Below are 14,364 nucleotides of genomic sequence, written 5' to 3' on the forward strand. Positions count from 1 at the left end.
GACCTTATGGCTAAAGAATGGATGGATGTAATTAAAGGGATGTATAAAGCTAAAGGAGTCCCTGAAAACTTTGTCTCAACACCAATAGTTCAAAAGCAAGGACAAGAGTTTAATAAGGCTATTAACAGTCAATTTGGTGATATAGATTTTAATTCCCCTGATTACATTTTAAGAGAAACACTTAAAAAAAATACGTGGGATTTCAGTGTAGCAAAGAACTACACTGACAATATTAGATTGAACAATTTACTGTTAAATGAAGATGGAAGTTTAAGATCCTGGTCCGACTTTAAATATGAAGCGAAAAAGGTTGTAGGAGAATCAACACGCTATTTAAAAACAGAATATGATACAGTAGTCGCTTCTGCTCAAATGTCGCGTATATGGCAAGATTTACAAGCCACAAAGGAAATATTTCCTTATGTACAGATGGTTGTTGTAAAAGATGATAGAACCTCGGATACCTGTACACCTTTGGCTGATGTTATTTTTTCTGTTGATGATCCAGCACTTATCTACTATTGGCCTCCGAATCATTTCAATTGTCGTACAACAATTAAAAAACTTCGCTATGGTGTTCCTACGGAAAAATATGAACTACCTGAAATTCCTCAAGAATTTAGAAACAACGCAGGAGCTACTGGAGAAGTGTTTACAAAAGATAATAGTTACATTGCTAATACACCTCAAGAGATACTTAAACAGGGTAGGGAATTATTTGAACAAGATAAAATACAAAGTCGATATGATGACATTCCATTTAATAGTCAATCATACAATAACAACGGAGTTTTAGAGATTTTCACCAAGGGAAAACAATTTAAACATGAACAAGCAAAGAATATCAAAACACTTGAGATACTTTGTAACCTAGGTAAAAAATATCGACTGCTGCCTGTTATTGAAGATGGCTTAACCAATCCTGATGCACTGAACCTAATCACTAACAAGTTGGTGGACATTAAAGTTGCAGATGGTACTAATGGGAAAAACATCATTCAAGGAGCGATGAAAGAGGCTAGTAGACAAAAAGTATCTGAAGTAATTATTAATCTGAATAATACTCCTAATAGCTATCGAGAAATGTACTTAGGTCTAAGAACAACACTTTTGGCTAAAAGAGCTAAGAATATAAAAAACATTATAATCATATTCCCTGATAGAACAGTTAAAGAATATGATGTAGAAACAATTCTAGCTAAAATAACAAAGAGGTAAACTAACAATAATTAGTTTACCTCTCGGGGGGTGCGGGATGCTCTCAAACAAGTTGAGTCCCTCACCAGTTGGTACAAATATACAAAAATTTAAATACAATTTAAAACCCGTTTAAATGGCTAAAAAATCAGCAGAACAGTTTGCTCGTATTCAAGAGCGTCTTGCGAGCACTCTTAGGGTTTTACCTGAGATAATAGGTAATGAAGTAGTTAACTTTTCTCTCCAAAGTTTTGAACAGAAAGCATGGAGTGGAGATAGTCAAGAAGTTTGGCCCAAAAGAAAAAATCCTACCAAATGGGGTAAACCTGATGATACAGGAAGAGCATTGCTTGTTAAAACAGGAAAACTAAAACGATCGATTAGAATTACTCGCATTGTTAACAATATTGTATATGTGGGTGCAGGTGGTAGTGATATTCCCTATGCAAGAGTTCACAACTATGGATTTAGAGGAACGGTTAATCAATCTGTTCGAAGCTTTACTCGAAGAGATCGCTCAGGTAAACTAGTTGAAATAAAAGCTCATAATAGAACTATAGAACAGAACATACCTCAAAGGAGATTCATTGGAGGAGAAAAAGACTCACCCTATCTAAAAGCACGACTAAGACGTATATCAATCGCAGAACTAAGAAAAATATTGAAATAGAATGGAACAATTATACTTAAAATTAGAGGAACTCTTAAAGGAAATAAAAGAGATCCGTTACATCGATTTAGATACAGGACAATTGCAAGAGGAAAATCCTCCAATAGCATATCCTGGAGCTTTAATTCAAATTGATATGCCAAGTTGTGAGGATATTGAAACAAAAACACAACAAGTACAAGCGTACTTTAAAATTCAAATCATAACTAAAGCACTTGGAGAAACAAACTCACTAGCACCCAAAGAAGTCAGAGAAAAATCTCTTGAATGGTTAAGATTACAGGACGAGGTTTATAAAAAACTACAAGGGTATTCTGATCAGAACTTTTATTCCTTTAGTCGTAAAAGTGGAAGAAATGAAAATCTTAGAAAAGGTCTAAGGATATTTGCCCTGCAGTTTGAGACCTCTTGGCATGATTATACTGCCAGTTCATAGAAGGATAACTGTCTCGGAGTTCACTTATACTAATCTGCTTGAGTTCGACAGTAGTAATTAGTTCAGCATTTTCAGCTAGTAAATCGGTAATGCGAGCTTGAGACAAGAAAAACTCCTGTTCTAATAGTTCAAGAACAGTAGAGAATTTCAATGCCATTAATGTAGAATAGAAATAGAAGCGAGCAACCATTTGTTGATTTCGCTTTTGAATAAGTCCCTCATTGCGACCTTTTCGAGTACTATTTAAAACTACACTTGACATATTCACAAAATTAACAAACCCCAACCTGTTTTGCAAGTTGGGGTTTGTTATTAAAAATCGTTATCAGACTTTTGGTTCATAGACCTTATAAAGCTGTTTTGATACATTGTTAGATACTTAAATACTATAACAGCATCAGGCATTTCTTCAGTTATCATAGTAGGAACTAAAGGTATTCTTACATCAACTAGAAACTGTTTTTCCAAATCACTAAATATCAATCTATATTTACCTTCTTTCACAATGACTTTACCATTAAAATAAAAAGTAACAAGATCATATGTTTTTTCTGTTTTCCTTCCTCTTTTTCTCTCTCCAACTACATAACTTTGTGAACTAGCTTTAAAAAGTATTTCCCCTAGATCTTCATTCTTACTTAAAATCTCTGTATTAGCGTCTCTATTTTTTGAGACTATCCACTTTATTGCATTACTATACAAAGCTTCTTGATTTAAAGTGGTATTTACAATAGTATCCATTTTATACATTCCTGTAACTTCGTCACGCACTAGTTTTTGACTGTATCCTTTTAGGGACAGAAATAATATGATAAGTAGTAGTTTTTTCATTTTAACAAAATTATTATTCAAAATTAAACATTAAAACCTTGACAAGGTTAACTAAAACAAAAAAAGAGTTAACCACGTAAGTAGCTAACTCTTTTTATTAATATTCATTTTCAAAGTATCGTCCATTTATAAAACGACTCAAATGCGCTTTGGCTATCTTCTTAGCAAACAGATGATCTTCATAGGCCTTCAACGATTGAAAACATTTCAACACATCTATTTCACTGAGTTTATTAAACGCTTTCTCAGCATCTTGTTTTGAAACCTTGTAACCATACAATTCCCAAAGTGCATCAAAACTTAAATCAGCTGGAGCTTTTTCGACTTTAAATTTTTTACGCATATTAGGATCTTGAATCCATGAGGTTTGAAGTATTTCTTCTGTCTCAGGAAACCGTTTACTATAGAGCCATTGTTTTTGCGCTTCGTTTAGCAATTGATTCTTTTCAAACGATCTTAAAACACCTTTTAAATCATATTTAAAGACAAATTCAAGTCCAATTTCCAATCCTTTTACTTTGTATATTGTCAACATGTATATTCTATTTTTTGGTGAATCTCATCTTTTAATTTACTCAGTAAAGAGTAGTGAAGTGCGTTATGTTCTCGTACATGAGGAATAATAATGTTCAACAGTTCAAAAAATGCCCACCCTTCATAATACTTCAACTTAACACTGTGTTTCTTTTTATCAAACATGGCTGTCTGTCGTTCCAATGTTTTACACTTCTTTTCAAAACGATCTGACAACTCCAATCCAATAGATACCCAAACTTTAGCAAGCCCCTTAGAACCTCTAATCTGATTTATTTGTGTAAACCATTTACCTAGAGCAAAAAGTGTATCTGTGCTGATTTTTAATTTGACTTCCATATTAAGTTTCAATTACTGTTTTAATAACTTGACCACATTGGTCACATATAATATTTAGATGTTCTACAGTACAGTTGCTTTTTACAACTTGACTGTGTTTTGGTCCATCATGTTTGCATTGGTCATCTTTCATGATCTTTACATAAATAAAATGAAACTACAACACCTAATAACACGCCTAATAACACTCCTAATAACACTCCTATTACCAATCCTGCAGATATACCTCCAGAGAATATTAGCCATTTCATAATTACTTCCATTTCTTCTTTATTATCTGTTCAAGTGCATACACAATCTTTGACACTTCAAACTTGTTCATCTTTGAAAGTGGTTTTTTTACAGGACTACGATCACTTTTTAACCATTCACCGAAACGTTTCATATCAGCTACGTTACGCCCTCTTAGTTCAGTTACAATATCTAACTGATGCAGTAACGAAAGAATGGTAGTATGTTGCTTATTTTTACTGTCAAATTTCTCCCATTCATCGTGCATGGCTGACTTATCGCCTTGAGCAAGCAATATTCGGTTTGCTTGTTCGAATGTTAAGTCATTCAAACTTGTCTTTTCATTAGAACCAGTTGCCCATTGAACAAACTCTTCTTTTATATCTTCCTTGAAGTTACAGTTCTTCCGAATCGCCAACTTCTGCTGCTTTGTTGCTGTCATAATCTTCTAGTGGACAGTTATCAGGTATTTTAAGTTTATAATGTTCGGGGTTGTCATAACCGTAGTCTAACAAAAAGGGATTTATTTTACTTTCCTCTATACTTTCTGAGAATGCACAAATCACACAATAAAACGTATTCCCTCCTTTCTCTACTAATATCCGTTTATGGTCACAATCACTGCAACTTGTAATTACTTTTGCGATCTTAACTCTATTCATAGCTAAGAACTTTTAATTTGATCATAAAAATGTAATGCATTAGCTATTTTTTCAGCCTTGTTTTTTGCAGCTTTTTCACATTTTTCTTCATTCCCTAAAGCCACTAAAACAACAGCATAAGGGGTTTTAGCTGCATTGTTTTCTTTTATTAAATATGAACCTTTACCAGTCCAACTAATAGGATCATATTCTACTATATATTTCTTTTTACTCATTATTTTTCAATTCTTGATTCAACATAAATTTCAATTTCTTCTAAGAGTTTTGATACTCCATATTCTGTACAAGGTTTTTCTAATACAAAACTTTGCCTATTATGGATTGTATTAAATTGTGAAGGAAAACAAATTAGTGTAAAATAGCTGTTACTATGATTTGTAAAGCTAAAGTGAAAACCTTTGCTCTGCAGAGTATCTAAATAACTCTGCAAAGCGTTTAAACTATCTATCATACTAAAGTTGTTCTTTATTAAAATAACACAGATAGTAGTACATCTGTCTTTCTTCATCCCAACCTTTCTCTACAAACTTGTCAGCACTTTCAGGGTTGATAAAGTCTAACTTGATTTGAATATTAGTATCTAAGTTGATTACATTTTTAATCTTCTTTCTTGCATCTTGTACAGCATGATTAGCAATTGGGAAAGAAGTAAGATCTTCAATGCTGTATTTTTCACCCTTATCTAATTTGTAATTCTTGAACTCAGATACCAAATCAGGATTTTCAATCACTTCATCTATGAAATTAGATTCTTCAAAATCATCATTCTTGGCAAAGTAGTTTACAGAGCGATTCATAAACATTACTTCTTCCTTTCTATCTTCTGCAGGAAGGACAACATCCTTTGCAAAGTCTTGACAAAACTTTAGATACTTTTTAGTGTAGTAAGTTTCATCTTGGAAGATATCAACTGATAGAAAGTTTTCTAACCAATAGCGGGCATCATATCTATTATTATCAAGAGTTAACACCTTATAACCATCCTCTTTTTTATAGTTAAAAATGATACAACCTTTATCCAGTTTATTAAGATTTATACCTCTTTCTAATTTCATCTTAAGAGTAGAGTTATCATTTTCAAATTGGATAAAATCTGTCTTTATCTCACTTTTGAAAATACCCACAGCATCTACAACATTATTATCAATAGAGGCATTCTTTAAAAGTGCGATATACAATTCTCCATTTTTAATATGTGGATGGTTAGATTGGTCGTATAGATGCCTTGCTATTTTTTGAGATACTTCTTGAAATCGTTCAGGATGTTGTAACACTTCATTAGTATATTGATACATCTCATTAAATTCTAAATCAACATCATTGGCAAACTGATAATAGTTCTCTTCTTTCTCTCTAAATGATTTGAAGAAATACTCCTTTAATAAAGGAGCTATTTCATCAGTTAACTTATAAGATTCTTCTGACAGAAATAATTCTTCATTTCTACTTTTGTTTCCAACCTGATGGATTGATAAGTCTTGTATTTCTACATTAAATAAATTAATCATAGTAAATAGTGTTTTTAGATTGCTGCAAAATTTAAACTGATATTCTTCCAAGCCCCATTCTTATCTCGCTCTTCAAATAGGATATAATCTTTAGAGTGATTATAACTGTAACTCTCTTTAAGTAAAGCAATTCCTTTCGTCCAGTTATTATCATCAAAACGATCTTCTAAAGCATATAATTTCTGAATTAAGTTGATGTCTAATTCATCCTTCTTGCGTTCTAATAGAGAAAAAATAAGATCTTTTGTGTCTGCATCACTTTCAAAACGTGTATTCACAAAATCAATAATGTGTTTTTCGGCCTGATCAGCTCTCTCATCAAAGAACCCTTTACCTTGTTTTCGATAAGTAATTCTTAAATCACCATCTTGAATTCTAAAATTACCTTTACTATCTGAATGTCTTTCAGAATATTCTTGTAACAAAACATATACTGTTTGCATAGTTTCAAATGCTTGCTTTTTGAAATCCTTTAAATCACTAGATATGTGTTTTGCAATACCGCATAAGTTTATAATACTTTCTTTCTTTAAACCTTCGTAAGCATTGCGGTGTTTTTCTCGTTCAATGCGTTGTTGTTCATTTCTTTTTTCTAATTCTTTAGTCAACTCTTCAGTTGTCATTTCAGTTACTGTCTTCATAACACTCTATTTTAAAATCCATAATACTTTTTGTTCTATTGGGTCCTTGTACTCACTAGCAGGAACTTCTTTACCTTCTATGACATAATACAAGACTCTATCTTGGTGATAGCTGCATGGAGGTTGTCTCCAGTTACTATCTTCTATAAGCTTTATTGCCTTGCCTATCTTATCTGTTAACTTGGTTGATTTATCTAATATGTTTAAATGACATAGATGCCTTTCATAAGATGTCAAGAAACTATATAGAAGATCAAGAGCTAACACCTGATGCAATATCATTTTAGTTTGGTGACTGTTTTTGCTCATCTTGTTGATTTAATTTCGTTTCTAATTCTTTTTTATCCTGTAGGACCAAAGAATAATTAGGATGCGAACCGTTATGTTTTAACCATTCTTCCAATTCTCTTATTTTAACCTTTATCTGTTCCATAGTTAATTGAGGTTTGAGTGTGTTAGTTCTTTCCTTTTTAATTTTGGTAACAATGCACCAGGATAATTTTTGAAGATCTCGTTTGTAACATCTGCATAAAAAGCGTTTTTATCTTTTGCAGGTAAATGTTTATAAGACTGAATCTGCTTTACAAATAGTTCTTCTAAATCACTGTAATGCTTTCTAAAGTAGTTTTGTAATGCTTTACTACTGAGTGATAACTGAAACGCTTTAGGACTTTTATTGAAACTTCCACACCATTCAAAATAGGTTTCCAAAACAACTTGATCATAGTGATCAGGTGTTATCTCAAGTAATTGAATAATTTCTTTTCTCATTGTCTTACAGTTTTACCCTTTTAATAATAATTTTGTTTGACTTCGTTGATATCCCTCTTCCCATATGATGTAGGAGCCATATGCTTCAAATCTATTTTTCTCTATAACAGCTTCGAATTTTCTAACATTGACTCTTATATCACAATCATAGTATATTGCTTCTGCTACTGCTCCCATAGGTAGATTTCCCCTTATAGCAGATACCCATATGAAAGTGGTGTTTTGAAACTTCTCAATGAAGTTGAAATAATCTTGTACTTTACATCCGCGAAAGAAGTATTGAACACTATCTATTATCACTATCTTGGGTTGCCTAGGTCGGTCAAGTCTTACTGTCAATTCTTCCAAAGTCTCTTGACTAAATATAAATTTGCTCTTAACAGATTTGATATTGGATCGTTCTAAAGCCATTTTAAATGATTTTTTCATTCCCTCTTCCAAAGTATCGTAATGCACTCGATAGGAGGCGCACAACATCTTTGCAAGTTGTAGGAGATAGGAAGTTTTTCCGTGCCCTGAATCCCCACATACAATCCATTGACTATTGCCTAACTGCGGACTGCCTAAATGAGCTTCCCAATCTTCATGAATCTTGATGCTTTCAAACTTCTTACGCGATATATCTTCATAGTTAAAGGCTCGCTTGACTTTCTTCATTTATCAAATAGTGTTTATCAATATCTCTTTTCACACGGCGAAGGTCTCCTTCACAATTATTGTAAATCATAAAAACTTGTTCCTCATCAGTAATGCCATTAGCATAACAAATAGCAGCTACATCTTCAACAGTGATTGGAGATAGTTTTAAGTAACTTCTACCAATACGTGAACGAAGTTCTTTGTATCCGATTTTATCCAACACACAACCTCTCTCAATACGTTTCTTCAAAGCAGGAACTCCTGATATCACAAATCCACAATGTCCATCTAACGCATTATAAAAATCCATAAAGAGATCAAGGGATGGATCTTTTAGTTTGTCGATTTGATCAATGATAACTATTGGCTTATTTAACCCTTTGATATGATCAATAAATCGAAAGATCAAAGTTTCAATAGTTCCTCCTGTTTCCAACCCACAAGCTCTAACCAATTCTCGCATATAGATTTTCTTTGTCCAGTAGTTGTTACATTCTACGAATATGACATTTCGGTTTTGTTTGGCGTATTCTTTATATGTATGCGTTTTTCCTGCTCCTGCATCATGACTAATACACACACTTATTGAACGTCTTTGAACACTGTTTAAAAGGTTATTTAACTGTGTATAATTGTTTGTTATTGCTGTTTGCCATCCAAAGGTGATCCCTAAGTTCATACGTACTTTGTTCCACATTTCGTCTTTAATCAAATCCCATTTAAGGTTAATCATTTGGCTTAAAGTGGCTGGACTAACTCCTGCCTTTACAGCTAGTTTATTTTGTGAGCTTTTGGCTGACATTATTTTTAACTGCTCTACTATCTTCTCTTTTTGCAATCTATCCATAGTGTTATAGTTATAATTGGTTTAACAAACTTTCATGTGCTTCTGCATAAGCTCGACGAGCTTTAGGTACATCACCACCCATTTTTAGTATAAATTCTTGTTCTTCAATTAAAGTATCAGGCGTAATCCCTGTTCTATTTCTTAATTCTTCCAAAGCTTTCATATCACGCTCTTTTTCTAATTTTCGAACAGCAAAATCGTTTTCATAATTATCGCCTGCTTTTCTAAATCCATGTAATCCATGTTTGCGTTTTGGTTCTGCATTGGCTACAAAAACAATCTTATCTTCATTATTTTTCTCAAATAGTTGGATATAACCATCCATAAAGTCAGGATCAAATCGCACGATGAATTTCTTACCTACATTCACTCGTCTGAACTCTAAATCCACATTTCCCTCTGAATCATAAACCTCATAGATGTACTTATTATCTCCAACTTGAATTCCTAATCCATGAGCTTTATAGGTAATAGGCTTTTTAGCTTCTTCAATCCACATTTTATCAACAATCTCTTTAATACTTAAAGACTCCTTACGAGGCATTTCTTGTTGATACACTTCATTGCGACTTAACTTCTCGTAATGTGGATGCTCTCTGTTATTCCACATATTCACAACAGAACCAAAAGCTTCTACTAATTCATCAGTTGTTTTTAAAAAGGCTCTATTCTCATTAATAAAGTCAGTATTCATACGGTTGTCTGCTCGTCTAACCTTGATACTCTGTCCATCACTAAACCAAAATCGATTAACAACCTCGTCTTGAAATCTTCTAAAAATGTTTTCTACTGGACCTTTACTAACCTTTGCTTTATGAGCATGATGAAATCCACCTTCTTTAGCTACGAGTTCATCATATAACCCTTGCATTCGTCCTGATTTATGTCCTGATTGATTATCATAAGTCAAATAGTAAGGTCTACATTGTGCTTCATTTACTGCCATCTTCACTGCTCTAAAGTGTTCAATGTGATTCTCACTAAATCCGAGACTCCATCCGATGATCTTCTCACTATACACATCGACTACTAAATCGACTTTAAGTTTACTACCCATTTTATTGCTACTATCTTCCCAGTAATGTATCCAGTCAAGTTTACTACCATCTATACTCCAATAGTAGTTAGGGAATAATTCTACTTTGTCGATCGAAAGGGTATGACTATATTTTTTGTTGTACTCTTCAATACCATGTCTACCAAGCATCCAAACTCTTTCTTGAGCAGGTTCCATCAACCATCTATATACAGCACTTTCTGTAAGTATTGACCAACCTTTTATTTTTGCCATTTCTTCATAGCGTTTTAAGAGTTCAGGTATCTTGATCTTATTAGGTTGTGCATACATAACAAGTAAGTAGTCAGCGATATCATCTTTTATGATCTGTGCATTCTTTTGTCCTTCTCCTTTATGAAGGAAAGTTGAATATCCATTCTTTAGATAATCTTTATACTTAGCTTGTAGTCTTCTCGAATTCCCAGGAAGGGAATAAACAAAAGGTCTATTATTTCCTTCTCTTACATTCACATTAACCAAGTCATTCACAGCTTCACTAATATTTTCCCATACTTTAGTCTTCTTACTCCCAAAAGTTCGATTGCTTACTCGTACATCACTGAGGATTATTTGAATTGCATTAAGTATAATTGCATTAGTAGTTTTCTCAATCTGAGCATCCTCACTAAGCGGTTTACCATCAGGCTTTCGGTGTTCTGAGAAGAACTTTGCAGCATTGATATCAGGTTCGATGTAATCCATTAACTTATTTCTTACTACAGTTTCATTTGGATCACCTAATTTTTCAATACAAATCTTTTTGATATCTGTTGGTAAGTCATAGTAACTCACCATTGCTTTATTTCCTTTACCTCTTCCTTCATTTGTACGTATTAACTTACCTCTTCTAACATAGCTTTGATATGTATTGTAAGCCATTAACATCCAATCCTCGTAAAGTAGTTGTGCCGGTATACTCAGTATGTTATTGTGATATTCATACATAAGCGTTAGGTTATTAATTAATAATACTATCTAAGACTACCTTTTGAACATCATTTAAAGCTTTCACAGCTTTGTTATAGTCTTTTTTAATTGCATCAGCAGTCAGATTGTCGCGACCACCACTCAAACAACGTCTAACATAATCCTCGGTTATTTTGTACTTCTTACTTAGCTGTATAATAACTACTTGATTATATTCATTCCTCTTTTTATTTTTTTCCATACATTTACCTGTTTTTAGTTTTTGTCCCTTCGTACAGGACAAATATAGAAGATAATTTTCAACAACACCAAATGTATTGGTGGTAATTTTCAACAAGTATGTATAATATTTTAGACGCTTTTATAAAAATAGCTGAAAATCAAGGAATTAGTATAACTAAATTAGAAACTCAAATAGGAGCAAGTAAGGGTGTTTTATCTCGTGCCATATCTAAAGAAAGCGATATTCAATCAAAATGGATAATGAGTTTAGTTGAAAATTATCCCCAGTATAATACAGAGTGGATACTGACAGGTAAAGGTTCAATGTTAAAAAATCAAACTATAGACCATAATATAGTTGCAGAACCGACACCTTCGAATAGAAAGACGATTGATCCTTTAAAAGATGTTCAAAGGATCCCTTTATTTAATCTTACAGCAACGATGGGATTATTACCTAAGTCAAATGGAGATTTTGATGATGAGTATGTGGTAGATTATTTAAGTATCCCTAATCTACCAAGTGTAGATGGTGCTATTTATGCAACTGGAGACAGTATGTATCCACTACTCAAGGCAGGAGATATTGTTGCGTTTAAAAAAGTAGATGTTGATCTAGATAATATTTTCTTTGGAGAAATCTATATTCTGTCAATTTATATTGATAGCCATTCAACATATAAAACAATAAAATTCTTACAAAAATCTGAGAAAGGGGATGACTATGTAAAATTAGTAAGTCAAAATCAGCATCACAGGGACAAAGACGTCCCTATAGAAAAAATTGCAGCAATGGGGCTTGTACGTGCATCTATACGTATCCATAACTAATAATGAGAGGTGTTTTAGGGTTAATTAAATTCAAACAATTGATTATCAGATATATAAAAAGAATAGACGTGTGTTTTATATGTCATTACACCCTATTCAATTATTGTTTTCGCATACTTTAAATGCTTATAGTAAGTATATAGAAGCTTTGTATTGATACTTTTTACAGTACATTATGCACACCTAAGTGCACACCTAAATGCACACCTAAGTGATTTAACACGACAATTTGTAGTTACTAAACAATGGCAGTATGAAAGTCATTTGTAAGTTGTTTAAACGATATTCAGACATTACTTAATAATGTTTAAACACCATATAAAAACGCCGTAAAAGCCTATTTTAAAGCTATTACGGCGTTTTTTACACCTCATTAGGTATTTATATGGTAGTATAACTGTTTAAATGGTTAAACGGTTCTTACTATATGGTAGTAAAATGGTAGTTAATGTACATTTCTATTCTATTTCATTTTCAACCTTTTTTATAGCTAAACCCTTGATTTTATTGATGTTTTCGACCTTTTTTATATTCTTAATCTTTGTACATTTCTATGTATGCCCTATAAAATATGAACCTTACAGTTTGTGAATTTTTGAAAATAAAAGTAATTAGTGATATCTAAAAACACTAGTTTTCGGTGATATTCAAAGAATTATGGCTGTATCTAGATGTCACTTACGTGGCAATAGGTGTTTATGATTTGTGTTTTTGGTGTTTATTAAGGTGTTTTTTACTGATATACGAAGAAAAGGCTTTCGATAGTTTTAGCATTAATTACTTATTATTTTTCTTTTTTACTTATTTATTTTACTTATTTCTCTCTTTGTTATCGAAAAATCGGCTGTATTCGCACTTTTATTTTTGAAATAAGTCACTATTAGCGAATGTTTATTTGAAAATAAATCTCAAAATTAGGATTGAAAATAACAATTTTTCAATTATACGCTATAGGTATATTGAGTGTTATTCATTTGTATGGTGTTTTTGAGGGGGTAATTATTCTTAATTTTAATAAATTATTGAGTAAAATTTATTAAAAATTGTAATATGATTAGAAAAGTTATTCCATTAATGGCGTTGTTTGCAACTGGTTTTGTAACTGCCCAAGTTGGTATTGGAACAGTAACTCCTACTAATTCAAGTCAACTTGACATCGTCTCAGATAAAAAGGGGGTTTTATTTCCGAGAGTCACGTTAAAAGGCGAAAAAGATAAGTCACCTATTGAAGGTGATTTAGTAGAGAGTTTATTTGTATATAATTTAGGAGATGTTAATTTACCTGCTGGCTTCTATTATTGGGATAAGGAGAAATGGGTGCGTTTACTCAATTCACAATCCTATGTTAATACGACAAACGTTAGTTTTAGTTTGATTGATGATTTTCTAACGGTTACAGATTCAGAAGGGAATACTGTTGCTATGGCAGTAGAAGATATTGCGGCTAACGCAAAGTTTATCACAGAAGTAGTAAATAAATTAACGGGGAAATATGGAAACGTTTACTACAATACGGGTGATCATCGTTTCTATTATATTAAGGAGGATGGTACACACCAACTCATTACTTGGGATGATCTCAATACAACCAACGTAAGTTTTACGTTGGAAGATGATTTTCTAACGGTAACAGATCTTGATAATAGATCCGTGAAACTACACGTTCAAGATATTGCAGCAAATTTAACTTTCGTTCGCAAACTTATTGATAACTCTAGTTTCATTTCAGAATTGGTTAATAAGCTAAAAGGCAAATATGGAAACGTTTTCTACAACGTAACAGAAAAGAAACTCTACCACATTAAAGAAGACGGAACGCAAGAAGAGATCGATTGGACAGATTTCAATACGACTAACGAGAGCTTCACTTTAGTAAACGATCAATTGACAATTACGGATTCTGACGGTAATAAAGTAGAACTTGCAGTGAGTGAGATTGCTAATAATTCTACGTTTATCACAGAATTGACCAGCAACGAAGAGTTCGTAACGAATATTACCAACAATACCGATTTCATCAC

Annotated in this window: 19 protein-coding genes and 1 pseudogene; 5 read left to right on the forward strand and 15 right to left on the reverse strand. The window is 32.6% G+C overall.

What is annotated here, in order from left to right; all coding sequences use genetic code 11:
• The first annotated feature begins 6 nt into the window (after positions 1-6).
• The 3 genes from ACPDG9_RS13880 to ACPDG9_RS13890 all read left to right on the forward strand — a co-directional run bounded on the left by ACPDG9_RS13880 (position 7) and on the right by ACPDG9_RS13890 (position 2,303).
• The gene (locus tag ACPDG9_RS13880; protein WP_430528318.1) at positions 7-1,218 is read left to right on the forward strand and encodes a minor capsid protein; all 1,212 of its coding nucleotides are present in this window, start codon (positions 7-9) and stop codon (positions 1,216-1,218) included.
• A 115-nt stretch (positions 1,219-1,333) separates the two neighbouring features.
• Positions 1,334-1,867, forward strand: a complete 534-nt coding sequence (locus ACPDG9_RS13885) for a phage virion morphogenesis protein (protein ID WP_430528319.1) — start codon at positions 1,334-1,336, stop codon at positions 1,865-1,867.
• A 1-nt stretch (position 1,868) separates the two neighbouring features.
• Positions 1,869-2,303: a hypothetical protein gene (locus tag ACPDG9_RS13890; protein ID WP_430528320.1), complete on the forward strand. Its 435-nt coding sequence runs from the start codon at positions 1,869-1,871 to the stop codon at positions 2,301-2,303.
• Here the strand turns inward: ACPDG9_RS13890 and ACPDG9_RS13895 are convergent.
• The 15 genes from ACPDG9_RS13895 to ACPDG9_RS13965 all read right to left on the reverse strand — a co-directional run bounded on the left by ACPDG9_RS13895 (position 2,233) and on the right by ACPDG9_RS13965 (position 11,531).
• The gene (locus ACPDG9_RS13895; protein ID WP_430528321.1) at positions 2,233-2,565 is read right to left on the reverse strand and encodes a hypothetical protein; all 333 of its coding nucleotides are present in this window, start codon (positions 2,563-2,565) and stop codon (positions 2,233-2,235) included. The genes ACPDG9_RS13890 and ACPDG9_RS13895 overlap by 71 nt on opposite strands.
• A 50-nt stretch (positions 2,566-2,615) precedes the next feature.
• A complete protein-coding gene (locus ACPDG9_RS13900) occupies positions 2,616-3,134 on the reverse strand; it encodes a hypothetical protein (protein ID WP_430528322.1) in 519 nt (172 codons plus the stop codon).
• Between the two features lie 97 nt (positions 3,135-3,231).
• The gene (locus ACPDG9_RS13905; RefSeq protein ID WP_430528323.1) at positions 3,232-3,669 is read right to left on the reverse strand and encodes a hypothetical protein; all 438 of its coding nucleotides are present in this window, start codon (positions 3,667-3,669) and stop codon (positions 3,232-3,234) included.
• Positions 3,663-4,007 carry a hypothetical protein gene (locus ACPDG9_RS13910; RefSeq protein ID WP_430528324.1) on the reverse strand — a complete coding sequence of 115 codons (345 nt, stop codon included), beginning with the start codon at positions 4,005-4,007 and terminating at the stop codon, positions 3,663-3,665. Before ACPDG9_RS13910 ends, ACPDG9_RS13905 begins: the two co-directional genes overlap by 7 nt.
• A gap of 253 nt (positions 4,008-4,260) precedes the next feature.
• Complete coding sequence (locus tag ACPDG9_RS13915) at positions 4,261-4,680, reverse strand: hypothetical protein (protein ID WP_430528325.1); 420 nt, start codon at positions 4,678-4,680, stop codon at positions 4,261-4,263.
• Positions 4,634-4,900 (reverse strand): hypothetical protein, encoded by a 267-nt coding sequence (locus tag ACPDG9_RS13920; RefSeq protein WP_430528326.1) that lies wholly within the window; start codon positions 4,898-4,900, stop codon positions 4,634-4,636. Before ACPDG9_RS13920 ends, ACPDG9_RS13915 begins: the two co-directional genes overlap by 47 nt.
• Positions 4,901-4,902: 2 nt before the next feature.
• Complete coding sequence (locus ACPDG9_RS13925) at positions 4,903-5,115, reverse strand: hypothetical protein (protein ID WP_430528327.1); 213 nt, start codon at positions 5,113-5,115, stop codon at positions 4,903-4,905.
• Positions 5,116-5,352: 237 nt separating this feature from the next.
• Positions 5,353-6,408, reverse strand: a complete 1,056-nt coding sequence (locus ACPDG9_RS13930; RefSeq protein WP_430528328.1) for a nucleoid-associated protein — start codon at positions 6,406-6,408, stop codon at positions 5,353-5,355.
• 14 nt (positions 6,409-6,422) lie between these two features.
• Entirely contained in the window at positions 6,423-7,049 is a 627-nt protein-coding gene (locus ACPDG9_RS13935) for a DUF3164 family protein (RefSeq protein WP_430528329.1), read from the reverse strand.
• Positions 7,050-7,332: 283 nt separating this feature from the next.
• On the reverse strand, positions 7,333-7,482 hold the full coding sequence (locus ACPDG9_RS13940) for a hypothetical protein (protein WP_430528330.1): 150 nt from the start codon (positions 7,480-7,482) through the stop codon (positions 7,333-7,335).
• Between the two features lie 2 nt (positions 7,483-7,484).
• Positions 7,485-7,820: a hypothetical protein gene (locus ACPDG9_RS13945; protein ID WP_430528331.1), complete on the reverse strand. Its 336-nt coding sequence runs from the start codon at positions 7,818-7,820 to the stop codon at positions 7,485-7,487.
• Positions 7,821-7,832: 12 nt separating this feature from the next.
• Positions 7,833-8,477, reverse strand: coding sequence for an AAA family ATPase (locus tag ACPDG9_RS13950; RefSeq protein WP_430528332.1), 645 nt, complete (start codon positions 8,475-8,477; stop codon positions 7,833-7,835).
• Positions 8,452-9,306, reverse strand: a complete 855-nt coding sequence (locus ACPDG9_RS13955) for an AAA family ATPase (RefSeq protein WP_430528333.1) — start codon at positions 9,304-9,306, stop codon at positions 8,452-8,454. Before ACPDG9_RS13955 ends, ACPDG9_RS13950 begins: the two co-directional genes overlap by 26 nt.
• A 10-nt stretch (positions 9,307-9,316) precedes the next feature.
• Positions 9,317-11,308 (reverse strand): hypothetical protein, encoded by a 1,992-nt coding sequence (locus ACPDG9_RS13960; protein ID WP_430528334.1) that lies wholly within the window; start codon positions 11,306-11,308, stop codon positions 9,317-9,319.
• A 13-nt stretch (positions 11,309-11,321) separates the two neighbouring features.
• Positions 11,322-11,531 (reverse strand): hypothetical protein, encoded by a 210-nt coding sequence (locus ACPDG9_RS13965; protein ID WP_430528335.1) that lies wholly within the window; start codon positions 11,529-11,531, stop codon positions 11,322-11,324.
• Between the two features lie 98 nt (positions 11,532-11,629).
• Between ACPDG9_RS13965 and ACPDG9_RS13970 the strand changes: the two genes are divergently transcribed.
• Together ACPDG9_RS13970 and ACPDG9_RS13975 are read left to right on the forward strand one after the other, a co-directional pair.
• Entirely contained in the window at positions 11,630-12,343 is a 714-nt protein-coding gene (locus ACPDG9_RS13970; RefSeq protein WP_430528336.1) for a S24 family peptidase, read from the forward strand.
• A 1,050-nt stretch (positions 12,344-13,393) separates the two neighbouring features.
• Positions 13,394-14,364: pseudogene (locus tag ACPDG9_RS13975) on the forward strand (hypothetical protein); the annotation flags it as partial.

Origin of the sequence: Myroides sp. C6-3 (genome assembly GCF_050522425.1) — a bacterium.
GTDB lineage: Bacteria > Bacteroidota > Bacteroidia > Flavobacteriales > Flavobacteriaceae > Flavobacterium.

Bases quoted from the DNA above. Each gene is read 5' to 3' on its own strand.
- ACPDG9_RS13880 (WP_430528318.1), top strand. From the start codon at position 7: ATGGCTAAAGAATGGATGGATGTAATTAAAGGGATGTATAAAGCTAAA.
- ACPDG9_RS13885 (WP_430528319.1), top strand. From the start codon at position 1,334: ATGGCTAAAAAATCAGCAGAACAGTTTGCTCGTATTCAAGAGCGTCTT.
- ACPDG9_RS13890 (WP_430528320.1), top strand. From the start codon at position 1,869: ATGGAACAATTATACTTAAAATTAGAGGAACTCTTAAAGGAAATAAAA.
- ACPDG9_RS13895 (WP_430528321.1), bottom strand. From the start codon at position 2,565: ATGTCAAGTGTAGTTTTAAATAGTACTCGAAAAGGTCGCAATGAGGGA.
- ACPDG9_RS13900 (WP_430528322.1), bottom strand. From the start codon at position 3,134: ATGAAAAAACTACTACTTATCATATTATTTCTGTCCCTAAAAGGATAC.
- ACPDG9_RS13905 (WP_430528323.1), bottom strand. From the start codon at position 3,669: ATGTTGACAATATACAAAGTAAAAGGATTGGAAATTGGACTTGAATTT.
- ACPDG9_RS13910 (WP_430528324.1), bottom strand. From the start codon at position 4,007: ATGGAAGTCAAATTAAAAATCAGCACAGATACACTTTTTGCTCTAGGT.
- ACPDG9_RS13915 (WP_430528325.1), bottom strand. From the start codon at position 4,680: ATGACAGCAACAAAGCAGCAGAAGTTGGCGATTCGGAAGAACTGTAAC.
- ACPDG9_RS13920 (WP_430528326.1), bottom strand. From the start codon at position 4,900: ATGAATAGAGTTAAGATCGCAAAAGTAATTACAAGTTGCAGTGATTGT.
- ACPDG9_RS13925 (WP_430528327.1), bottom strand. From the start codon at position 5,115: ATGAGTAAAAAGAAATATATAGTAGAATATGATCCTATTAGTTGGACT.
- ACPDG9_RS13930 (WP_430528328.1), bottom strand. From the start codon at position 6,408: ATGATTAATTTATTTAATGTAGAAATACAAGACTTATCAATCCATCAG.
- ACPDG9_RS13935 (WP_430528329.1), bottom strand. From the start codon at position 7,049: ATGAAGACAGTAACTGAAATGACAACTGAAGAGTTGACTAAAGAATTA.
- ACPDG9_RS13940 (WP_430528330.1), bottom strand. From the start codon at position 7,482: ATGGAACAGATAAAGGTTAAAATAAGAGAATTGGAAGAATGGTTAAAA.
- ACPDG9_RS13945 (WP_430528331.1), bottom strand. From the start codon at position 7,820: ATGAGAAAAGAAATTATTCAATTACTTGAGATAACACCTGATCACTAT.
- ACPDG9_RS13950 (WP_430528332.1), bottom strand. From the start codon at position 8,477: ATGAAGAAAGTCAAGCGAGCCTTTAACTATGAAGATATATCGCGTAAG.
- ACPDG9_RS13955 (WP_430528333.1), bottom strand. From the start codon at position 9,306: ATGGATAGATTGCAAAAAGAGAAGATAGTAGAGCAGTTAAAAATAATG.
- ACPDG9_RS13960 (WP_430528334.1), bottom strand. From the start codon at position 11,308: ATGTATGAATATCACAATAACATACTGAGTATACCGGCACAACTACTT.
- ACPDG9_RS13965 (WP_430528335.1), bottom strand. From the start codon at position 11,531: ATGGAAAAAAATAAAAAGAGGAATGAATATAATCAAGTAGTTATTATA.
- ACPDG9_RS13970 (WP_430528336.1), top strand. From the start codon at position 11,630: ATGTATAATATTTTAGACGCTTTTATAAAAATAGCTGAAAATCAAGGA.